Below are 21019 nucleotides of genomic sequence, written 5' to 3'. Positions count from 1 at the left end.
CATACCAACATCACGACGTACGTACAACAGAATATTCTAGAAATATTTTCTAACTCCTTTATAAAATCGACATAAGTCAAATAATTCTTTAAACTCTGGATTCCCACTTTACCAAGTATAATTTTAAAAAAAGAAAACGGGGTTAGCCCCGTTAACTATGATTAATGTTCAGTTAATTGCCCACTATGCTTTTTTATATTTGAAGCTACATAAGGAATGGCTATACCAAACAGGATTAGTAAAACACCAAGCAATTGTAAAATTGAAGCCCTTTCCCCTAATAGTAATGCTGAGCCTAGTAAGGCCACCGGAAGCTCCGAAGAACAGAGAATTGTGGCCATCCCAGGACCCACTTGGGGCACTCCTTTAGCCAACAAAAAGGTAGGAATAACACCTCCCAGTAAGCCTATACCCAAACCAAACCAGATTAAGCTTGTTGTAATTTGCCCCTCAATGATAAATTTCGGGGGATAAATAAAGGCACTAAACAACACTGCCCCGGTTATAATCCACACACTCCGGTTGATAGGCGGTTCATTGGTAGCTACACGACCACTAAACAAGATATAAAAGGAATAAGCAAAGGCTGAGAGGGTAGCTAGTAGCACACCTATCAAATCAAGTTTTACCTCACCTTCCAAGATTCCGCCCGCCATGACGATACCCAGTACCAATACTAACACAGAGCTAAATTTTTCCTTACCGGGCCATTTCTTATCTACAATAGCCTCTAATAATACACCCATCCAAGTAAACTGGAACATGATTACGATAGCAATGGAGGCTGGTAGCGTTTGCAGGGATAAAAAGAAAAATAAGCCAGCCATGCCATTACTCACGCCCGCCAGTGCCAGTTTGCCAGCCTTTTTGTAACCCATCCTCTTACGGGAGGTAACCAGCATAATGGTGGTTAACATTGCCCAGGCCATAAAAAACTGAGTAAAAACTACCTGATCTGGCTGAAGGCCACTGTTGTAAGCCAGCTTAACCACCGGTGATAAGAGACCAAAGCTACAGCCCGCCAAGAGCACCAGTAACATGTATAACATTATTTTCTTTCCTCTCAATGAATTTGGAGCAATCTTGCTTTTGCCGTGAATACTTAACCCATGCACATTCTTACTGAAGAGAAATTTAACATAAGCCTTTATAAGGAAAAGGAGGGGCTTACAAAAGCCCCCTTTCTAAATTCTTATTACTCCTTATGTTGATGCCTTCTCAATTTCCGCAAATACCTGATGAACTCGGGCTGGATTTCGGTAGGAGAGTAATCCCGCCGGGGTCATCGGTTCCATTGTTTTTACCCTTGGATCGCTGGCTTCTTTAGGCTGCCAAAGTTTAATATAATAAGGATTTTTCATACTCCCGGTTACCTCTTGAATGAATTTGGCTGTCTCCCCAATTTCTTGCGCTGTCAAATAACGCACCTCCGGTTGGTCACCCTCCTGGCGAATAACGGGAACCACCATAGTCTGGAACTTATATTCCGGGAACCGACTAACCAAAGAAATGGTTTTTTCAACTTCAGTAATATCAACATCCTGTCCCAAAATCCCACTATAAAGTTCCCTTGGACCTACAACGTTCATAATTACCACATCAGCCAATCCTTCATCCAGTATCTGCTGTAAAAGCTGGCTGTTTAATCCATTGGTGTCAAGTTGCAGTTTCATGTTGTTACCTTTTAGATAACGTAATACTTCCAAGAACTCCACTGCATATTCCGGGTTGCCTGATGATATATGGATACCGTCCACCCATTCCTTGTGTAAGATACCAACACTAAAGAAGCCGTCTAGCTGATGATTTGCCCGGAGAAAGGCTATGGATGCACCAATGCCCTGACGAATGGTTGAACCATCAGTAAGAATGGGAAACTCTACTCCAGCGGGTCCACGAAAAATAGATTTACGGTTGGCAATGTAAAACTTTTGAAAGGCTTCCTTGCCTGCTGCTTTCATATCTTGTTCCACATAGTCAATACCACGTTCTCGCATAAACTGTTTCACTATTTTACAACGAGTACAGCCGGTGGCTGTGTAGATGGTATAGCTCATACTTACTTCTCCTTCTTTCTGCAGGACATCTTAATCATTTAATTACTTAATGAGATCAATGTATTTATTCTTCGTTAATAGGCTAGCAACCTCATCCAAATTGCTAGGTTTAACAACAATCATCCAGCCACCCCCATAGGGGCTCTCGTTAACAGTTTGCGGTGTTTCCTCTAATAGACTATTGATAGCAACTATCTCACCACTAATGGGCATATACAGTGCCGAGACTGTCTTGGCAGATTCTGCCTGACCAAATTCATCCCCTTTACTAAAGCTCTCCCCTACATTGGGCAGTTCAATAAAGATAATACTGCCTAAATTATCCTGGGCGAAATCACTAATTCCTACCTTGACAAGATTATCCTCAGTTTTTACCCAAGTATGCTCCTCGTAATAATGAATATCGTCAGGGAGGATTAACTCTTCCACCGGCTTAGTCATTAAAATCATTCCTTTCTAAAACTACATAATACCAATGATTTTCCAATACCCCGCAAAGACAATTGCTACGACAGCAAAGGCGAGAATTGTGCGAACTACATATACTTTAATGGCTTCTCGCAAACTCATATACCCTAAGCCAAAGAAATATAAGACCGGTGCTACTTCATAGGGAAAAATATAGATATCCAAGCCTAGTGAATAGGCCATAGTTAACGGCAAGGGATGTATGCCTGCTTGCACTGCTAAGTCGGCAATTACTGTAATAAATGCTGCCAAAGCTCCCAGTGGTGTCATGATAAAATTGATTATTGCCCCAAAGGTAAAAGCCATCATCGTTGCACCATAGGGTCCAAAATCTTTAATTACCGGTAACAATTGATCTGCGACAATTTTTGAAACTCCCGTCTCGCCAGCTACCATGCCTACTGACATGGCACCTGTTACGAAAAAGAGAATCCAAAGGTTAATACCTTGCAATTTCTCGCGTTTTATTAAGCTTATACCAGGAACAAAGCATAAGGAAATCAGGGCTACCATCAAAAAAGCCGCATTCATTTGATGATAACTTTCAAATACAAAGTTTAACAAAATCAAGAACACAAGTAATAATGCTTTCATTTCATTACGGCTAAAGGACCCCATTTCCTTGTATTGAGTTTCCAGTACCGGCTTAATATTGCCCTTTTGATCAAAAGCCTTTTTAACCAGAAAATAGTAGGCAGTTAAAATAGAGAAAGTAGACCAGAAAAAACCAGGTAAAAACATATATTTAAGCCATGCTAACCAGGATATGGTAACTGCTCCTTTGGTAGCTTCCGACACCACCTGGCTAACCCAAACCATTGTTTCATCACCGGTTTGAAAGGCAAAACCAGAGGATAAAGCCACAAAACAGGACATTAACATAATACCCGTAGCCTCTTTACTCATAGGCTTAAAATCTAAGGCTTTACAAATGGCAATCCCAATGGGAGCCATGATAAACATCTTCGCCCAAACGGAGGACGGAACCAGCAAGGGAAGCACAAAGGCGGTTAAAATGAAGCCCAGAACAATACCCTTACCGGAGCCACCGGTCATCAAGAGTGATTTATACGCCAGCCGTTTGGCCAGGCCGGTATCTAACATGATTTCACTCAAAATCATACCAGCCACAACTAACCAAGGCAGGATTTGTGCCCAGGGTCTAAAGGCCACTTCCGGTGCGGCCACACCAAATAGCACAAAGCAGATGGGAATTAGTAAGCCCGTAATATTTTCGGGGATTAGGGCAAATATCCAAAGGACAACACCTGTGGCAGTGATTGCTAAAAAGGTTCTACCTGCATAATCCAAGGGAGTGTATAAATAGATGATCAGCGGTACTAATATCGTTATGGCCCATTGGAGAATAGCCATATTTCTATTCTTGCTATCCATAACAACGCTCATAATTGTCCCTTCTTTCTGATTTATCAGGTTTTATTTTAAGTGTAATCTAACTAGTTTTTATTCTTTTTGCTTGTCATCAAACTCATCACCGGCAGCTACACATAGGGTATTATCTGCCTGGTAAGGTAGTACTCCCGCCACCTCCGTTACATTGGAGCAGCCACAGGGTTCAGCACCGGGCACCCGGAAGGTTGTAACATCTATACGTTGGATAGGAACTTCTTGGGGAAACTCTAATTGGGGCACCCACTCATAGGGAACACGATAGGCCCTGTAAATCATATTCATAGGGAAGGCTTTACCCCAATAGGGACTGATGTATTCCCAAACTATCTCATGGTCGGGAGTAACTTCAATGAGCCTACCACCGGAACCCTCCGTGATTAAAGTATTACCGTTTGGTAATCTTTGGGCACCACTAATAAAGGGACTGTAGAAACGATTAGAATCTACAGGATGAAGATACCCGGCTTCGCTAGGGGTATACTGCCAAATGATTTCCAGTGTTGTGGGGTCAAATTCCAACACCCGGGAATAGTCCCGCAGAGCATTCTTGGCTCCGGTTGGCGAGCTTGGGTTCGGTGCACCGTAACCAGCCCAACCACCATTATCAAAGACTAAAATATTACCCTCACCGGGCAGCCCTCGGGGAATCATATGGGCATGGTGCTGACCGATAATCCAACCAAGTTTTTTCAATTCTTCACTGGTATCATAATAAGGGCCAACCTTCCAGACCACTTTACCAGTCTGTTTGCTGATGATGGCAATAATATTAGCTTCCCGAGCGTCCCAGATAATGTTTTCAGGATGGAAGCGCTCATCGCCGGCATCGTACCACTTGTTGGGTCCTAAGACAGACATAGAGTTAATATGCATCCAGTCACCCATGCCAGGTCCGGCTGTCCGCATATTGGGATCCCTAGCTAAAATGTTTTTGGCATCTTCTCGAAAACCATACTCATCGAAATGATCGCTGCAAACCCATTCCCAAACAATATTTCCTTCCCAATCCACTTCAATAATGGTGTCATCCGCAAGAAGTTTATCGGATATTTTGGGATTAACCAAATTTTTATGACACAGAATTAGTGTATTACCCTTGTCCACCTGAGGCTCCATACCGGGTACGTAATAACCCACGGGGTTACCTGCCCGCTGGAAATCATGGTGTTGTCTGGCCATCCACTGGGGCTGCTCGCCCGGGTCTTCGATGAATTCGTATTGGTTAAATTTCCAAACTATATTGCCATCCCAATCTACCTGAATCAAATCAATGCCATCCTGCACGCTAAAGGCTATGTTTCTCTCCCCAGTGTGGCCAAACACTTGACCGCCCGGTAGTAACTTATTAGGGAAACCATGCAAATTCTTCCACAGTTTAACTTCTCCGCCATTCATGTTGATTAAAAGTGCCCCTAGATCTTCAACTTGAAAAATGGTATAACCGTTCCAACATTTTTCTGGATTGTAAATGGTAACTCCCGTTGGGTAAATACTGGGATACGTCATGATGTCTCCTCCTGTTTTTTGTATTCTGAGTAGTTCACCAAACTAACTAAAGCAATACTCCCCGCTTGTGATTACCCTATTTTTCACTAAGCCTCAGAAAAAAAATTACAGCCCCTTTCTCACTTTGTCTCCTAGCCGACTTTTAATGACATTATAATTTGTGACTTAAAGCACGTAAAATATCGGCTTACTATGATAGCCATAGCCAAAAACTATGCCCCTTTAATAACCACGTGTTATAATATCTATCATCAAGTAACAAGCTTGCCTAAGGAGTTAATGCAATGCGCTTAGAACAACTTCAATACATCATTGAAGTGAGCAAACACAAATCCATCACCAAGGCTGCTAAACAATTATTCATTGCCCAACCATCCCTTAGTGCAGCCATCAGTAACCTGGAGCAGGAACTGAATACGAAAATTTTTAACCGCACTCCCGAGGGAGTCGAAGCCACTGAAATGGGACGTTTTATCATAGAAAAAGCCTCCCGAATACTTCAGGAGGTTGAAGAAATAAATGATGCCTGTTTAAATTCTTCCCCTGTCTTAAAGGGTACTATTACCATATCCACCCTGCCAGCTATGAGTAACTACATCTTACTGGAGACATTCTCTATTTTTAAAGAAAATCACCCTCTGGTCAACATCATCATTAAAGAAGATGATAACTTTGGTGTAATGCGGGAACTAAAAACCGGTGACATTGACCTCGGCATTATCGCTCTCTTGCCTCACGAAAGGGACGCTTATCTTACCAAGTTTCGAGATAATCATCTGCAGTATGAAGACCTTTTCACCGATGAATTATGCCTTTTTGTCGCCACTAATCATGTACTGGCCCAAAAACAACAAACTGAAACAAAGGAAATCCAACATTTCCCTCTAGTTATTTTTAAGAATAACTTCTCTGATCGGGAAATTGAAGATTCCATACATTTTAAGCATCCGAACGTGATGCGCTTTCATGATCGGGAAAGTATGAAGAAAATAATTGCCCGTGGTACTGCCGTAGGGTTTCTGCCACGAGTTACTTCCCTCAATGATATTTATGTATCTACAGGCCAAATTGTCCCCCTCAGTATTACTGACCTGGATACCACCCTCTACATTGGCATTATGTATCAGAAGGAATACTTGCTGCCTGTACAAAAAAATTTATATCCACACTAAAAACAGTCGTTCATGATCTAGTAAAAGTTCATCTTTGACCATAATTTGAAATCTATTGACAAACGATACTATCAGTTATTCAAAAAATAAAAAGGACCAAGCCTGCAATATTACAAGCCTGATCCTTTAAAACTTTGTCCTAAAACTTGACAGAGTTTATTATTCTGGTGGGCTATCGGGGACTCGAACCCAGAACCTACCGATTAAGAGTCGGTTGCTCTACCATTGAGCTAATAACCCCAGCAATTACTTTCTACGCTCAAGTATAGCACATTTTAGTTATATGAGATATGAATAATAGTTATATTTAGCCATGTGTTTCAAACCAACAGATAACTTTTGTTTATATGGATCGACACCCTTTACCAATAATATAAAAGCCGGTCTATTTACATTCCTGCCTTCTTGGCATTAGAGGGTTAGAATCTTAAACTGCAAGCTAATATTTGTTCCTACACCAAGCTCACTGGTTACCCTGATAACTCCATTATGGTCTAACACAATGCGGTTGCAAATGGCTAAACCCATACCAGTACCAGCGGGATCAGTGGTGAAGAAAGGATGAAGCACCTTTTCCAGATCTTCGGGTTTAATGCCCCTGCCTGTATCGTTAATATTCAGGTACACATATTTATCATCGGCACAGGTTTGGATGGAAATCGTGTCTCCTTTGGTACAAGCCCGCTCGGCATTTTGTAATAAATTCAGCAGTACCTGTTTTATTTGTTTATCAATACCGATAATACAGGGAATCTCTTGCAGCTCTTTAGTATAAATGATTCCTTTATTACTGCCGGAATAAGTATATAACTCCCAGACATCCCCAATAATTTCGTTAAGATTAAATTCTTTCCTTTCTCCCATTTCCGGCCTAGACACTTGCAGCATAATGCCAACAATAGAATTAATCCTCTCTAGCTCTTCATAGGCCAGTTCACATAACCCTGAGAAACTATGATCTGACCACTTTTCCCTGAAAAGCTGTAAAAAACCCTTAACGGTGGTAAGAGGGTTTCTTATTTCATGGGCAGCCCCGGCGGCCAGCTCACCAACGGCAGATAAAGTAGCCATTCTCTGCAATTTATCCCGCTGTTGCTGTAATTGCGTAATGTCATTGATGACGGTGACAAAGCAGTTTTTACCTGCAACATCATCATCCGTTATGGTAAACCGGCTGATTAAATAATTTTTGTTGCCAATTTCTGCTTCCATGTTCAAAAAATTGGGAGGCCAATGATGATAAGGCACTGAACTATGTGCCCAAAGCAGCGACTCCCCTTTGCCAGCCAGGTCGCTTTCAGCCACCTTAAAAATATGCTCTACCTGCCGATTGGACAGAATAATTTCCCCCGTTGCATTACTAATAATAATGCCCTCACTAAAGGTCTCTATTAGGTCAGCCAAAAACTTTCTTTCCCTCGCTAATTGCAAAGCATGTTTAAAAATTATTTGAGATATTTGCCCCACCAACCAGGCCAAGAGGATTAGGCATAAAGCAAGGGCTATATCATTATGGACCAAATGTTTGTCCCGCCAAAGAATATTCACATCAATTAATACAGCGGAAATAAGGCCCAGATTGGTACCGCAGGTTAAGGATACCAGGACCACCGGAATAGCATAGATACCATAATAAGTATCTTTATCACCGTTATAAAAAAAAGACACCGTAAATAAAACTAAAAATATAGAGTATAGACCTTGGTATAGCTTTTTATTTGGTTTATTTATCTTCTCATTGATAGCTTTGAGGAATAGAAAATTTATTATTAAAAAACTTGGAAAGACGAATATATAAGTGCGGTTATAGTCCAACAAAGAAGAAATATTCCAAACCTGAAGCTCACTATTAACAAGACCCATCATATAAATAGCCGACAAAAACAAAAAATGGGCAACCCAATAAATATCTTTAACTTGAGCTACCGGGGGAAACTTATTGTTCATTTAACCACCTTATTTTTTTCATTGCAATCGGACGTATTTTCCTAATTATTATACCTACCCCTACCAAACTAACTACATGTGGCCAACCAATCATAATCCAATACCATCCTTGGTCCATTGAAACATTACCAATTAAATTTTTTATTAATTGATGAGATCCCGTTTCCAAGAATGCTAGTAAAAACATCGTACTAAAGGCTGTAAGAAATGAAGTACCCAGCGATACCTTTGTTACTTTACAAATTATTAGAACTAATGCTATTACCCCTACTATAGTATGTAAACCAAAAGACACTGGAAGTATCCGGAATAAATAGATTATGGTAACTAAAAAGAATGAATAACTTAAACTCTCCCGTAAGTTAGGCTTATAACCAACGATGGCAAAAGCTACAAAAATTAAGGCAGCCGTTTCCGGCCAGCCCTGAAAAATAAATTTGAAAAATAACATTCTCTATATCTCCTTTAACGCAGGCAATCCGGTACTTTAGGCTCATATGAACCCAATAAACATGTAATATTAATACTAACATGTGCAACAAAAAACAAAACAGTAGACAATAAATAAATCATTCTTAATTTCATGGCTCCACCCCCTATACTAAATAGTTAAATCTATCTCTGGTTTTTTAAGATACCAGAGATAGAAAATGTTTGATTAGCCAAACCAAGCCCAATAGCCACTATAATCTCCTTATAAGAGTTAAAACTAATTGTCATAAGGATGCCTAGAATAATTACCCATAAAATCCATACATTTATACCCATTTTTTTTAGCCTGGGTCTACGCTCTAATTTTACAGGCTTGTTAGGGATATCAACCGGAGCATTTTTGGCAATAAACAAGAGAGCCAAAGACATCGTGATCGACAAAAAGATTACAATCTGGCTAAAATCCATCACAGCTGAGGCCTGCACAGCAACCTTGCCACAAAGGGTGAATAATCCCACAGTTAAGGCCAAGCAAGTTAGGGGGTTAGCACAATGATAGCCACCAGTGAATATTCTTAGAGAACCGCTGGCAATCAGGGCTACTGCTGTGGTCGAAAAAACTCCAAATAATGCACCGATGCCAAAAGTTGTTAATGTTACTATTAAATTAAAAATAACTACACGTAAAGCATAGGCCATAATGGCCTTATTGTCCTCCTGATTGCCTTGTCTTTGCTGGGCTAGAGTTCCCGCCCAAGAGTCGATTTTATTTTCATATAACTTATTCATGCAGCTAATATTAGATAAAAATTAACAAATTCCTTTGTTGTAAAATGTAACCTTTTGTAGATTTATGTAATTTAAACTCTTTCTTCATAACGTGAAAGAAAATATTTGTCACCAACTATAGTTAATTTAACCACCTTTGTTTCTTAATTACGATCGGACGTAATTTCCTAATTATCATCCCTATCCAAGCTAAACAAACTACTTGCGGCCAACCCACCATTATCCATAACCATCTTTGAGACATCGGAACATCACCGATTATTTTTTTAAATAAAAAAAGAAACAAGGCTTCCGAAAATGTAAGAATAAGCATCACACTAAAAGCTGCAAAAAATGAACTACCTAGTGATGCTTTTGCTACCTTGTAAATTATTAGCACAATTACTGTTAACGATACTAGAGTATGTAAGCCAAAAAGCATTGGATGCATACGAAATAAATAAATTATAGCAACTGAAAGAAATGAATAGCTAATAATCTCCCGCCAGTTAGGCTTATAACCAACGATGGCAAAAGCTGCAAAAATTAATGCAGCCGTTTCCGGCCAGCCTTGAAAAACGAAATTGAAAATTAGCATTCTCTATGTGCTCCTTTAACTCAAATCAAACTTCAGGTGAAGATTTGTGCTTTATACTTTATTCTTACAGCTACTATTAGTTACGGTAAAAAATATAGTTTTTTGTTAAATTTATACATTTTTATTTTTCTTTATAAATGGAAAGAATCACAACTATAGTTCATTTAACCACCTCTGTTTTTTAACTACGATTGGACGTATTTTCCTAATTATTATAGTTAGAACTGCTAAACTAACTACATGCGGCCAACCAATCATTATCCATAACCATCCTTGAGAAATCGGAACATTACCAATTATTTTTTTAAATAAAGCATGAAATAAGGTTTCCATAAGTGTAAGAATAATCAGCGTACTAACAGCTGCAAAGAAAGAACTACCCAGCGATACCTTTGTTACCTTGTAAATTATTACTACTAATGCGATAAGACCTACTAGAGTATGTAGACCAAAAAGTATTGGATAAATACGAAATGAATAAATTATGATAACTAATAGGAGTGAATAGCTATTATCTCCCGTAAGTTTGGTTTATAACCAACGATGGCAAAAGCTAGAAAAATTACAGCAGCTATTTCCGGCCAGCCCTGAAAGATAAAATTAAAAATTAGCATTTTCTATATTCTCCTTTAATGCAAACCAATCTGGTTAACAATAGCTAATTTTGTGTAATTTTCCATACGTCTAATATTGATAAGAAGATACTTCTTACTACTTATTGTTCATTTAACCCGTGTTTTTTAATTACAATAGGACGTATCCTCTTAATTAGTATCCCTATCCCTGCTAAACTAACGATTTGCGGCCAACCAACCATAATCCATAACCATCCTTGTGCTATCGGAAGATGACCGATTATTTTTTTAAATAGTAAAATAATCAGAGTTTCCATTAATGTAAGAATAAACACCACACTAGATGCCGCAAAAAACGAACTACCTAGCGATGACTTTGTTCCCTTGTAAATTATTAACACAATTACTAATAGCGCTACCAGAGTATGTAAAGCAAAAAGCATTGGATGCATGCGAAATAAATAAATTATCGTAACTAAAAGGAGTGAATAGCTGATTATCTCCCGTAAGTTTGGCTTATAACCAACGATGGCAAAAGCTGCAAAGATTACAGCAGCTGTTTCCGGCCAGCCTTGAAAGATGAAATTGAAAATTAGCATTCTCCATGTTCTCCTTTAACGCCAACCAAACTTCCGGCTAAAAATTGAGCTTATTTTTATATATTTCATTTATGTTGATACTATTGGCTAAAATCCAACAAATTCCTTTGTTGTAAAATGTAAGCTTTTGTAAAATTTACATATTTTTCTACATCTTAAGAAAATAAAACTCACCCCTGCTTCAATTGTTGAAACAGGGGTGAGTTACATTACGTATTCTTCTGGCTAGCGTTAAATTCAACTCATCTAAGGGATGCTGGTAAGGGTCTTGTTCTGAATCTCCTTAAACTTAGCCACACCCTCGGCAATGGCCTCGGCAATCTGTGTCTGGTTGTTAGGATCAAATAGGAAATCTTCCTCGCCTTGGTTTGAGATAAAGCCTGTCTCTACCAATATGGAAGGAACCTGTGTATATTTAATGACCACAAAGCCTGCCTCTTTAACCTTCCGATCCACTTGTTGCGTTTTGCTGATGATAGAACTTTGCACCAGATCTGCCAAGGTATGATCGGTTCCGTAAAAGGTATAGGTTTCAACACCGGTCACACTTGGATTGCCTGCCTTGTTGGCATGAATGCTGACAAAGGCAAAGGGGTTGACTCTATTGGTTATGTTAACTATATCCATCAGTTCAAGGAAGGTATCATCAGATCGAGTCATTTCAACTTGAAAACCACGGCTTTCCAGGGCAGTTTTAAGTTTTAAGGCAGTCGGCAGGGTAATATCCTTTTCATATCTGCCAGATATCCCAACTCCCCCCGAGTCTTTGCCACCGTGCCCGGCATCCACTACGATGATGTTATTATCATTAATTACCCGATGGACATACCCTTCTCCTGGTTGCTGGGAAGACGAGTTGTCGGATGTAGTTTTAGGAACTAACACTACATTCAGTAGGTTGGCTGATTGATTTAGTTGATAAGAAACTTTCCCCTTGAGTTCCAAAACTACTCTGGTAGTTGTTGGCGTAAACTGCCCTACTCTCATGGTTGAAACATGCTTTGTATTGACGGTTGCCTCACCGTCCACGCCTTTAGAGGTATCGGACAGATCAATTACCAGGCGATCAGGATTGGTAAGCTCTGTCACCTTGTGCTGGCCGCTCTCTACCCATAGATTAATGATTGTTTGGTCTTCATTTTCCTGATACTCAGCCTTCGTTAAAACGCGAGGATTTTGTACTTGGTTTTCTGGATTGGGCTCTTCGGAGCTGGGTTCTTCCGAATTCGTATTTTCCTCATTGGGAGTTGGCAAGTAGCTATTATCAATTTTTTCCTCACGAGCTTTAATAATGGCTTGATATTTTTCTTGATCCCATATCACATCAGAATCAAGATTTTCCCCGATAAACCGCAATGGAACAAAAGTACGGTTTTGAATTAATTTGGGTGGGGCATCTATGGTTAACGATTGGTCGTTAACATAAGCAATTTTGGTATTTACTTTTAATTTAAGCGTTTTCTGATTTGCCTCAATTGTTACCGTCTTTTCCTGATTAAGCCAGTTTACTTTGGCCCCCAATGACTCGGAAACAACCCTTAACGGGATCATCATCCTGCCATCAATAATTTGTGGTGAGACATCTGTTTTTACCACTTTATCATTAATTACGAGGGCGGGTTCTTTGGCTAAACCAGCCACTGGAAAACTAAATAACCAGCAAAGGATTAGCAATCCTGACAAAAGATACCGTTTTTTCAAAACAACCCCTCCTACTCTACCTATTATAAAGCATGTAAGGCAAAATAGGAGGTTTTTTTACATTTTTACAAAATTAAAACCGTTCTGGCTTTCCTATGAAAAGTCAGAACGGTAAGATTTTATAGGTTCTATTGTAAACATGGAGTCGAAATCCACTATTTCTCTGCCAAATCACATTAAAACAGCCGTAATCTTGAGAAATTCTAAATAGATTTTCCAAGGGCATATCCAGTACATGACACAAAAGTACCCTATTCACACCGGCATGTCCCGCTATCAGGATATTTCCCGTTGTTTCATCTAATATCCTCTCATATTCCTTAACGACCCTTTGACTTAAATCAGCAAAGCTTTCTCCCCCGGGCGGCCTATGGTTAGCAATGTCCTTCCCTCTCTCCTTAAATCTCTTAGCATCCTTACGGATAATTTGCTCAAAGGTTTGGCCCTCCCACTCGCCCAAACTTACTTCCTTAAGATTTTCTATTACTACGGGTACTGTTTTTTGTTTTTCGGCAATTATTTTGGCGGTTTCTATTGAACGTTGTAATTCACTGCAAAAGATATGGTTCAGCTTTACACAGGTTAGTTCCTGCTGTAATCGCTTGGCTTGTTTGATGCCGTTTTCGTTAAGGCTAAGATCTAATTGACCAATAAACCTTTTTTTGTCATCCAGGGTACATTCGCCATTGCGGACCAAGAATATTAATCTTTCTTTCTTACTATTTTCTGTGATAAAAATCCTTCCTTCCGTTTAGCGATTCGGGACAAAATCTGGGTATATTCATGAAAGCTGCAGCACCTGCCCCGGTTGTACCATATAAAACCAAAGGTTTTCCCGTGTTGTAATAATTGTCTATTGATCCATTACAGAGAATACTGCCTGTGGCAAAGATTACATCGGCCTGATTAAGACACTGTGCTGCATCCTTACATCCATCAAATATCTCTACCCCGTTGATGGTCTTCCCTATATTCGTTGGATCAAGATCTAGAACATACACTGGAAATTCTTTTACTAACGCCTCTGCCAGAGCGGGTTGGTAGCCAAGCATGACAATGCGGGGACAAGTAAAGTTTTGGCGAAAATATTGTACTACCTGCCGGCAACATTTTTCCGGGCCCTCGTTACGGCAGTGTACGGTGTTACTTACTTTTCCGGCAGAGCAGGCAACGGCATTCAGGGTAGCAACGTAAATTGCCCTGAAGAAATCATTGTCCAGGGGTAACTTTAGCACATCTGCTAAGCTTCCGGCAAAATCCCCTAATGAACTGGTAAAGGCCTGACCTCTGTAGCCCATTACCTCTGCCTGAAGCAGCCGTTCCTTTCCCTTAAGTAGTACATAGTCCTGCCTCTGTGTAGCACCAATGGCCTCTTCGGGTGTTAAGGGGGTTGCCTTTACTTGAACCTCAATTTTTCTTAGATCATTGTTTTGAATTAATTGTTCAAAAGCCCTTTGTAATTGATTGAAAAAAACATTTTTACAGTCCTGCAGTCTACTCACCTCCTGGATTTGAATCCTAACAAACAATCAAATGACAGTTCTCCGGTCTAACAGCTAACAAAACGGTGTCTCCCTGAAACAGTCTTAGGTTTTGCCATTGGGCCAGGGAGATGCTGGTTTCCCAGCATCCATACCCCTTGCAATGTACATCAACATGGGTTCTATTAAAGGATAAATACTCAATTTCCGCAGGCCAGCTAATACATCCCGAAGGAGACTCCCAGGATTGATGCAGGCTAAGGTTACTGGAGCGGATCATTAACATTACATTGCTTCCCGCCACCAAAGGAGGTGTTAGTTCTTCAGACAAAGGTCCGATTAAAAGCTCACTATGCTCCGGTTTAAACCAAAGCAAGCTATTTAGCGTCGAAAGAGTACCCTTGATCAGATTTTCTCCTTGCAAAAACTTTGCAACTGAAAGTGATACCGGTCGAAAGAACACCTCTAAGGGAGCACCAGACTGCTCAATGCTGCCATTGCTTAGAACAATCATCTCTGTACCAAGCTGGATAGCTTCGGAAAAATCATGGGTTACATGGATTATACTTATAGATTCAGTCGTATGAATTTGCCGTAACAAGTTTTGCATAGACTGGCGAGTCCCGGGGTCCAGTGCGGAAAGGGGTTCATCCAGCAACAATAAGGGGGGTTTTGTAAGAATTGCTCTGGCTAAGGAAACCCTTTGCCTTTCACCACCACTTAAAAATTTTGGATACCGTTCAAGGAGCTGTGAAATACCCATTATTTCCACCAATTGGCTCATACGCCTTAATACCTTAGCTTCTACAGCGATTCCCCTGGCTCTGGCCCCGAAAAGAATGTTCTCCTTGACGGTTAGAAACGGGTATAGCAAGCTATCCTGGTAGGCAAACCCCACATGTCTTTGCTCCGGTGGGAGATCTGTAATTCTTCTGCCATTGAAGAAAATTTCTCCACTATGCAGGGGCCTGAGACCTGCTATAGACTCTAATAGAATTGTTTTACCAGAACCCGTAGGCCCTAATATCATGATATAATCATTGGCTTTTAAAGAAAAACATATCTTGTTAAGGGAAAAACTACCAGCTTTTATCGAAAGATTATGAACTTTAAGTAGTGATTCCATCACAAACGAACCTCTACTCCCGTAAATATTTTAAATGTAACCAATAATGTGAGTGATATCATTAGCATAATGATTGCCGTGACTAAGGCAAACTGAGTGTCTCCAACAGACATGTTGAGAAATATGGCTACCGAGAGTGTCTCTGTCTTTAACCTAGTTACCCCAGCTAGCATAGCCGTGGCTCCAAACTCCCCCAGTGCCCTGGCCCATGTCATCGTTAATCCACCCAGTAAACCATTTTTCGTGAGGGGAATCGTTACTTTAAGAAAGACTTTGTAGGGCGTATAGCCAAGGGTTCGGGCAACTTTCTCCAAGCGAGTATCAATTGAATCAAAGGCATGTTTAAAAGTTTTAATAGCAAAGGGGGCAGCTACAAAACATTGGGCAATCACAACCCCACGGCTAGAGAAAACAACATCTAAGCCCCACTTGGCAAGTGTTTCCCCAAATAGTGGCCCAAAAAAAATTAAGAGAGCCACCCCACTGACAAGGGGCGGTAGGACAATCGGAACATCCAATATTGTGTCAATTATTATTCTCCCGGGAAATTTGTAGCGAGATAAGATATATCCACAGGGGATTGCCACCAAGGCAGAAAACACGGTCGCTAACAGGGTAGTCCAGAGAGTAAAGGTAATAGCAAAATGAAATTCCGGATTCTTTAGTACTTCAAAGAATGTAGCCCATTCCCCAAAAAGAAACAGGCCGGCAATCAGCATCAGCATAAATATTGCTGTGCTTATAAAAACAAGCCAAAAAACACCTTGAAAAATGTAGTCCCCCGGTTTTTTAGAAAATTTCATATCTACACCGGTTATTTTTTCACCTTAAAACCATGCTTGGCAAATACTGCAGGACCTTCATCTTTCATAAAGGCAAGAAAATCCGCAGCCTGGTCTTTTTGATCAGAAAAACTGAGTATGGCACAGGGGATTTCTTCCACGATGTTAACGGCAGGGTCAATTTCAATTAGGTCAAGTTTATCCTTGAGTTTTGTGTAATTGCTATATTCAGTAATCCCTGCATTGCCCTGCCCCATAATCAGTGTGGTTGCTACCTTGGGAGCAGTCTCAACATAGGTCAAAACGTTCTTTTCTATCTGTTTTGTAATACCCAATGTATCAAAGGTTTTAAAAGCTGTTTTTCCTAGTGCGGTTGACTCTTTTTCCGGCAACACCAGTTTTACTCCGGGTTTCGCCAAATCTTCTATCTTAGTGATCTGAAGGGGATTTCCCTTGGGTGTAACAATAACCGGGGTATGAATAGCAACGGGTCCTATCATTTCCCCTAGGTAGCCTTTTTCTTTTGCCTTTTCAACATAGGGCATGCCCCCTGGCATGTAGATATCTCCCTTTTTCATAGTTTCCAATTGATTAAGAAGTGCTCCGGAGTTATTAAAGGTAAGTTCTACTTTAACACCCGTTTTTTCCTCATAAAGTTGAGCAACTTCCAATACAGGTTCCTTTAAGCCTGCACCAACATAGGCAAAAAGACTCTTCTGAGGTTTATTATCCTGTGCTTCTGAATCTTTATTTGGAGTAACTGCTTTTTCAGCTTGGCTATTACCACATCCAGCTAGTAAAAAAATCAATATAATACCCATTATTACAGGCGTTAACCTGGAGACTCGATTTTTCATTACTACCCCTCCCTACATACCAGTTGAGATGAAGCAATTTTGTCATCTTCCTGGCTGGGTTGCCCTTTGTTCAATAAGATCAGACGGTCACCCAGGAAATTGGCATCTTCTTCATCATGGGTTACCAAAATAAAAGGAATCTGCCATTGGCGATGTAGCTTTTTTACCTCTTGCCGGAGGGACTCCCTGGTGTTTTTATCCAAGGCACTAAAGGGCTCATCCAGTAGCAACAACTTCGGTTGAACCGCCAGTGCCCTGGCCAGGGCTACCCGTTGCTTTTCACCACCGGAAAGCTGGCGTGGATAACGATCTATTAGATGTCCCACCCCGAAGGAGTTTAGCAGTTCTACAGGATCTAGGCTTGATTTATTATGTTTCTTGGACTTCAAACCGTACATTACGTTTTGTCTTACAGTCATATGGGGAAAGAGTGCATAATCTTGAAACAGATACCCTACGTTACGGATCTGGGGCGACAGATGGATTTTGTCCGCGGATGAATAGAGCACTTGCTGGTCTAGCTTGATAAAACCGGACGAAGGCTTTACTAAACCGGCCAAGCAGTGCAGAATGGTTGTTTTTCCGGCACCGGAGTGTCCCCATAGCACTAAAATTTCATTTTTTAACTGTAACTCTAAATGTAACGTGAAGTGCCATAGTTTCTTTTGAATGGAAGCCTCTAGCATATTCATCCCCCACTAATAGTTCTGTCGTTTGGCCCAGCGGTTAACCCAGAAAATAACCAGGAAACTGAAACCAGTTACAATGGCTACTAACGTTTGGGCAGTTGCATTGTCTCCAGCATCCACAGCAAAGAAAATAGCCACTGGTATCGTAGACGTCTGCCCAGGAATATTACCTGCTACCATTAGGGTAGCTCCAAATTCACCCAGAGCGCGGGCAAAGGATAGAACCACTCCGGCCAAAATACCTGGCCAGGCCAGGGGCAGAGTGACGGTAAGAAAGATCCTTACTTCACTTGCCCCCAGTGTTCTGGCCGCTTTTTCATAGTTTTCATCCACGCTTTTAAAGGCTGCTTTGGCACTCTGATACATCAGAGGAAAGGCCACTACCGTTGAGGCCAGTGCTGCCGCCCACCAGGTAAAAACCAGGGTTATGCCAAAGCCGGCCAGTGTCTGCCCCAACAACCCGTTTTTGCCGATAAGCATAAGCAGTCCGTAGCCAATTACGGAAGGTGGTAATACCATTGGTAAGGTAATGGCAGATTCCAAGAAATCTTTGCCTGGAAATTCCCTGCGGGCCAGTAGCCTGGCCAGCGGTAATCCTAGAATAATGACAGCAATGACAGCAAATACGGCTGTACGTAGCGAAAGAAATATTGGTGACCAGTCTGTCAGCGAGAACATATATCAAACCCCGTTATTTTTTGATGGCTTTAAAACCGTATTTCTCAAAAACTTTGGTTGCTTCTTCCCCCGACAGGAATGCTGCAAAATCTTCTACCGCTTTCTGTTGTTTGGTGTCCTTGATGATAGCCATGGGATAAAGGATTGGTTTATGGGAATCGGCCGGTGCAATAGCTGCAACCTTAGTATCTTTCCCCATTACAGCGTCGGAGCCATAAACTACCCCGGCGGCAACATTACCGGTCTCTACATAGGTAAGTACCTGACGTACATCTTTAGCCAAAACTAGTTTTGGCTGCAGTTTGTCCCATAAATTCATGGTCGTTAAGGCATCCTTAGCATACTGCCCGGCTGGTACTGATTCCGGTGTACCAATACTAATTTTTTCCACTTCGGGTTTGCTCAGGTCTGTAAAGTCTGCTATTTGACTGTCCTTTTTAACAACCAACACCAGATCATTGCCTAACAGATCTTTCCGTGACTCCTTCACAATCAGATCTTTTTCCTCTAAAGCATCCATTTGTTTCTTACCGGCGGAGATAAAGAGGTCTGCTGGTGCACCTTCCTCAATTTGCTTTTGCAAAGTACCGGAAGCTCCAAAGTTATATGTGATATTGACATCCTGATGCTGCTTGGCGTAGATACTTTTTAATTCCTCTGCCGCATCTTTAAGGCTGGCAGCTGCAGATATTGTCAAGTTAATCGGTTCCGCTTTAGGTTCTGTGGAAGCAGGTGGTTCTTTTGTGCTGGTACATCCTGTAAATACAGCTAATATAAAAGTAAATAGTAAGGCAAAAGCTAAACGTTTTTTCATTTGCAAAGCTCCCCTCTCTTCTTCCCTCTAGCTCTTCAAGAGCTTGGATAAAGTTATCTGTAAAATCTGTTGTAGCCGGATTTTCCCCTCTTGGGGGAAAATCGCTCACCTTTCTCCCTCCTTCGTTTGGCACACTTTTGGTAGTTTATTAATTTACCACCCCCAGAAAACTAAAAATTAAAGCCCTAGCATCAAAAAGATTATGTCTAGGGCATCGTTGCGAAGTGTTCACACTCATATACAAAAAACAACGTAACACAACAAAACAATATTAATAAAACATGATAAAAGGAAACAAAACATAACAAAACAGGTTATGTAAGTAATAGTAAATTATGTTATAATACATGTCAATAGAGTTGGAGGTAAAAAAATTATGGAAGAAATATCTTTAACTCCCGAAGAGGTTGCAGCGAGGCTTAAAATTACTAAGAATACTGTTTATGAACTGATAAAACGTGGTGAATTACCGGCCTATAGAGTAGGACGTAAAATACGTGTAGATTTAAAAGACATAGAAAATTATAAGCGGCAAGGTAAAAAAACAGATTTAGCTGAAGAGGAAAAATCGCTGGATTTGGCCAATGAAGCAAGATATCTCCAACCCACTGAGCCTATAGTAAAGGTTGCCCAACCAACGGGAATTGTTATCTGTGGTCAGGATGTACTGCTGGATGTTTTAACTCGTCACCTGGAATATCACAGAAACGGAATTCACGCCTTTAGGCACAGTATTGGAAGTTTTCCGGGCTTACTGGCCCTTTACCATGAAAAAGCTGATCTGGCAGCCATTCATTTATGGGATGGGGATACGAATGTCTACAATATCCCCTATGTTCGCCACATGCTGCCGGGTATTAAGTACATCATCATCCACTTGGCTTGTCGTATGCAGGGCTTTTATGTAGCAAAGGGTAATCCGAAAAATATTCATAATTGGGAAGATTTAACACGGGAAGACGTTACCTTTATTAACCGTGAAAAAGGCAGCGGTACCCGGGTTCTGCTGGATGAAAAACTTCGCATTTTGGATATAGACAGACGTTTAATTAGGGGTTATGAGGTTGAAGAGCCATCCCATTTGGCAATTGCCAGTGCTGTTGCCCGGGGAGAAGCAGATGTTGGTATGGGAAACGAAAAGGTATCCATGCAGGTCCGTGGAGTTGATTTTATTCCTTTGCAAAAGGAACGTTATGAGCTTGTCATCCGAAAAGAAGATCTTCGCAAACCCTATATCCAGGCGGTTATCGAAATATTGCAATCTCAGGAATTTAAGAAAGAACTTAACGGATTAGGGGATTACGATACATCGGAAACAGGTAGGATTATGACCTAGGTAAACCTTGACAGATACTA

General features: G+C 40.7%; 23 protein-coding genes and 1 tRNA gene. 2 read left to right on the top strand and 22 right to left on the bottom strand.

Going from position 1 to position 21019, the window contains the following annotated elements; genetic code table 11:
- Positions 1 to 161: 161 nt before the first annotated feature.
- From BUA78_RS09125 to BUA78_RS09105, 5 genes are all read right to left on the bottom strand, one after another.
- On the bottom strand, positions 162 to 1049 hold the full coding sequence (locus tag BUA78_RS09125; protein ID WP_084082358.1) for an EamA family transporter: 888 nt from the start codon (positions 1047 to 1049) through the stop codon (positions 162 to 164).
- 153 nt (positions 1050 to 1202) lie between these two features.
- Positions 1203 to 2057: a hypothetical protein gene (locus tag BUA78_RS09120; RefSeq protein ID WP_072913500.1), complete on the bottom strand. Its 855-nt coding sequence runs from the start codon at positions 2055 to 2057 to the stop codon at positions 1203 to 1205.
- Positions 2058 to 2099: 42 nt separating this feature from the next.
- The gene (gcvH, locus tag BUA78_RS09115) at positions 2100 to 2498 is read right to left on the bottom strand and encodes a glycine cleavage system protein GcvH (RefSeq protein ID WP_072913499.1); all 399 of its coding nucleotides are present in this window, start codon (positions 2496 to 2498) and stop codon (positions 2100 to 2102) included.
- Between the two features lie 21 nt (positions 2499 to 2519).
- Positions 2520 to 3932, bottom strand: a complete 1413-nt coding sequence (locus tag BUA78_RS09110) for an SLC13 family permease (protein WP_072913497.1) — start codon at positions 3930 to 3932, stop codon at positions 2520 to 2522.
- 57 nt (positions 3933 to 3989) lie between these two features.
- The gene (locus BUA78_RS09105; protein ID WP_072913495.1) at positions 3990 to 5444 is read right to left on the bottom strand and encodes an aryl-sulfate sulfotransferase; all 1455 of its coding nucleotides are present in this window, start codon (positions 5442 to 5444) and stop codon (positions 3990 to 3992) included.
- A 284-nt stretch (positions 5445 to 5728) separates the two neighbouring features.
- Here BUA78_RS09105 and BUA78_RS09100 point away from each other — a divergent pair, with 284 nt between their 5' ends.
- Positions 5729 to 6616 (top strand): LysR family transcriptional regulator, encoded by an 888-nt coding sequence (locus BUA78_RS09100; RefSeq protein ID WP_072913493.1) that lies wholly within the window; start codon positions 5729 to 5731, stop codon positions 6614 to 6616.
- A gap of 165 nt (positions 6617 to 6781) precedes the next feature.
- On the opposite strand, the gene BUA78_RS09095 is transcribed toward BUA78_RS09100, so the two are convergent.
- The 17 genes from BUA78_RS09095 to modA all read right to left on the bottom strand — a co-directional run bounded on the left by BUA78_RS09095 (position 6782) and on the right by modA (position 19663).
- Positions 6782 to 6856, bottom strand: a tRNA-Lys gene (locus BUA78_RS09095).
- A gap of 171 nt (positions 6857 to 7027) precedes the next feature.
- Entirely contained in the window at positions 7028 to 8563 is a 1536-nt protein-coding gene (locus tag BUA78_RS09090; protein ID WP_072913491.1) for a two-component system sensor histidine kinase NtrB, read from the bottom strand.
- Complete coding sequence (locus tag BUA78_RS09085; RefSeq protein WP_072913488.1) at positions 8553 to 9014, bottom strand: hypothetical protein; 462 nt, start codon at positions 9012 to 9014, stop codon at positions 8553 to 8555. Before BUA78_RS09085 ends, BUA78_RS09090 begins: the two co-directional genes overlap by 11 nt.
- A gap of 14 nt (positions 9015 to 9028) precedes the next feature.
- Positions 9029 to 9136, bottom strand: coding sequence for a cyclic lactone autoinducer peptide (locus tag BUA78_RS09080; RefSeq protein ID WP_238456778.1), 108 nt, complete (start codon positions 9134 to 9136; stop codon positions 9029 to 9031).
- 42 nt (positions 9137 to 9178) lie between these two features.
- A complete protein-coding gene (locus BUA78_RS09075) occupies positions 9179 to 9784 on the bottom strand; it encodes an accessory gene regulator ArgB-like protein (protein ID WP_072913483.1) in 606 nt (201 codons plus the stop codon).
- A gap of 121 nt (positions 9785 to 9905) precedes the next feature.
- A complete protein-coding gene (locus BUA78_RS09070) occupies positions 9906 to 10361 on the bottom strand; it encodes a hypothetical protein (protein ID WP_072913480.1) in 456 nt (151 codons plus the stop codon).
- A gap of 491 nt (positions 10362 to 10852) precedes the next feature.
- A complete protein-coding gene (locus tag BUA78_RS20850; RefSeq protein WP_274377385.1) occupies positions 10853 to 10975 on the bottom strand; it encodes a hypothetical protein in 123 nt (40 codons plus the stop codon).
- Positions 10976 to 11076: 101 nt separating this feature from the next.
- Positions 11077 to 11535 (bottom strand): hypothetical protein, encoded by a 459-nt coding sequence (locus tag BUA78_RS09065; protein WP_072913477.1) that lies wholly within the window; start codon positions 11533 to 11535, stop codon positions 11077 to 11079.
- A 246-nt stretch (positions 11536 to 11781) separates the two neighbouring features.
- Entirely contained in the window at positions 11782 to 13236 is a 1455-nt protein-coding gene (locus tag BUA78_RS09060) for an N-acetylmuramoyl-L-alanine amidase family protein (RefSeq protein WP_072913475.1), read from the bottom strand.
- A 103-nt stretch (positions 13237 to 13339) separates the two neighbouring features.
- Positions 13340 to 13933, bottom strand: a complete 594-nt coding sequence (locus BUA78_RS09055; protein WP_238456774.1) for a histidine phosphatase family protein — start codon at positions 13931 to 13933, stop codon at positions 13340 to 13342.
- A gap of 22 nt (positions 13934 to 13955) precedes the next feature.
- Positions 13956 to 14738 (bottom strand): Rossmann-like domain-containing protein, encoded by a 783-nt coding sequence (locus tag BUA78_RS09050; protein WP_238456773.1) that lies wholly within the window; start codon positions 14736 to 14738, stop codon positions 13956 to 13958.
- Between the two features lie 16 nt (positions 14739 to 14754).
- The gene (locus BUA78_RS09045) at positions 14755 to 15843 is read right to left on the bottom strand and encodes an ABC transporter ATP-binding protein (protein WP_238456777.1); all 1089 of its coding nucleotides are present in this window, start codon (positions 15841 to 15843) and stop codon (positions 14755 to 14757) included.
- The gene (locus BUA78_RS09040) at positions 15843 to 16646 is read right to left on the bottom strand and encodes an ABC transporter permease (RefSeq protein WP_072913470.1); all 804 of its coding nucleotides are present in this window, start codon (positions 16644 to 16646) and stop codon (positions 15843 to 15845) included. Before BUA78_RS09040 ends, BUA78_RS09045 begins: the two co-directional genes overlap by 1 nt.
- Before the next feature lie 11 nt (positions 16647 to 16657).
- Entirely contained in the window at positions 16658 to 17482 is an 825-nt protein-coding gene (locus tag BUA78_RS09035) for an extracellular solute-binding protein (protein WP_072913468.1), read from the bottom strand.
- Positions 17483 to 17484: 2 nt separating this feature from the next.
- Positions 17485 to 18168, bottom strand: coding sequence for an ABC transporter ATP-binding protein (locus BUA78_RS09030; RefSeq protein ID WP_072913466.1), 684 nt, complete (start codon positions 18166 to 18168; stop codon positions 17485 to 17487).
- A gap of 12 nt (positions 18169 to 18180) precedes the next feature.
- Positions 18181 to 18849: a molybdate ABC transporter permease subunit gene (modB, locus tag BUA78_RS09025; RefSeq protein WP_072913464.1), complete on the bottom strand. Its 669-nt coding sequence runs from the start codon at positions 18847 to 18849 to the stop codon at positions 18181 to 18183.
- Positions 18850 to 18862: 13 nt separating this feature from the next.
- Entirely contained in the window at positions 18863 to 19663 is an 801-nt protein-coding gene (gene modA / locus BUA78_RS09020; protein WP_072913462.1) for a molybdate ABC transporter substrate-binding protein, read from the bottom strand.
- A gap of 376 nt (positions 19664 to 20039) precedes the next feature.
- On the opposite strand from modA, the gene BUA78_RS09015 reads away from it, so the two are divergent.
- Positions 20040 to 20999, top strand: a complete 960-nt coding sequence (locus BUA78_RS09015; protein WP_072913460.1) for a helix-turn-helix transcriptional regulator — start codon at positions 20040 to 20042, stop codon at positions 20997 to 20999.
- The last annotated feature ends 20 nt before the right edge of the window (positions 21000 to 21019 follow it).

The organism is Desulforamulus aeronauticus DSM 10349 (assembly GCF_900142375.1).
In the GTDB taxonomy this organism is placed as follows: Bacteria; Bacillota; Desulfotomaculia; order Desulfotomaculales; family Desulfotomaculaceae; genus Desulfotomaculum; species Desulfotomaculum aeronauticum.
This window is presented reverse-complemented; position numbering and strand designations above follow the sequence as displayed.

Excerpts from the sequence above, each read along its gene's own strand:
- BUA78_RS09125 (WP_084082358.1), bottom strand. The coding sequence starts at position 1,049 with ATGTTATACATGTTACTGGTGCTCTTGGCGGGCTGTAGCTTTGGTCTC.
- BUA78_RS09120 (WP_072913500.1), bottom strand. The coding sequence starts at position 2,057 with ATGAGCTATACCATCTACACAGCCACCGGCTGTACTCGTTGTAAAATA.
- gcvH (WP_072913499.1), bottom strand. The coding sequence starts at position 2,498 with ATGACTAAGCCGGTGGAAGAGTTAATCCTCCCTGACGATATTCATTAT.
- BUA78_RS09110 (WP_072913497.1), bottom strand. The coding sequence starts at position 3,932 with ATGAGCGTTGTTATGGATAGCAAGAATAGAAATATGGCTATTCTCCAA.
- BUA78_RS09105 (WP_072913495.1), bottom strand. The coding sequence starts at position 5,444 with ATGACGTATCCCAGTATTTACCCAACGGGAGTTACCATTTACAATCCA.
- BUA78_RS09100 (WP_072913493.1), top strand. The coding sequence starts at position 5,729 with ATGCGCTTAGAACAACTTCAATACATCATTGAAGTGAGCAAACACAAA.
- BUA78_RS09090 (WP_072913491.1), bottom strand. The coding sequence starts at position 8,563 with ATGAACAATAAGTTTCCCCCGGTAGCTCAAGTTAAAGATATTTATTGG.
- BUA78_RS09085 (WP_072913488.1), bottom strand. The coding sequence starts at position 9,014 with ATGTTATTTTTCAAATTTATTTTTCAGGGCTGGCCGGAAACGGCTGCC.
- BUA78_RS09080 (WP_238456778.1), bottom strand. The coding sequence starts at position 9,136 with ATGATTTATTTATTGTCTACTGTTTTGTTTTTTGTTGCACATGTTAGT.
- BUA78_RS09075 (WP_072913483.1), bottom strand. The coding sequence starts at position 9,784 with ATGAATAAGTTATATGAAAATAAAATCGACTCTTGGGCGGGAACTCTA.
- BUA78_RS09070 (WP_072913480.1), bottom strand. The coding sequence starts at position 10,361 with ATGCTAATTTTCAATTTCGTTTTTCAAGGCTGGCCGGAAACGGCTGCA.
- BUA78_RS20850 (WP_274377385.1), bottom strand. The coding sequence starts at position 10,975 with ATGCTAATTTTTAATTTTATCTTTCAGGGCTGGCCGGAAATAGCTGCT.
- BUA78_RS09065 (WP_072913477.1), bottom strand. The coding sequence starts at position 11,535 with ATGCTAATTTTCAATTTCATCTTTCAAGGCTGGCCGGAAACAGCTGCT.
- BUA78_RS09045 (WP_238456777.1), bottom strand. The coding sequence starts at position 15,843 with ATGGAATCACTACTTAAAGTTCATAATCTTTCGATAAAAGCTGGTAGT.
- BUA78_RS09040 (WP_072913470.1), bottom strand. The coding sequence starts at position 16,646 with ATGAAATTTTCTAAAAAACCGGGGGACTACATTTTTCAAGGTGTTTTT.
- BUA78_RS09035 (WP_072913468.1), bottom strand. The coding sequence starts at position 17,482 with ATGAAAAATCGAGTCTCCAGGTTAACGCCTGTAATAATGGGTATTATA.
- BUA78_RS09030 (WP_072913466.1), bottom strand. The coding sequence starts at position 18,168 with ATGCTAGAGGCTTCCATTCAAAAGAAACTATGGCACTTCACGTTACAT.
- modB (WP_072913464.1), bottom strand. The coding sequence starts at position 18,849 with ATGTTCTCGCTGACAGACTGGTCACCAATATTTCTTTCGCTACGTACA.
- modA (WP_072913462.1), bottom strand. The coding sequence starts at position 19,663 with ATGAAAAAACGTTTAGCTTTTGCCTTACTATTTACTTTTATATTAGCT.
- BUA78_RS09015 (WP_072913460.1), top strand. The coding sequence starts at position 20,040 with ATGGAAGAAATATCTTTAACTCCCGAAGAGGTTGCAGCGAGGCTTAAA.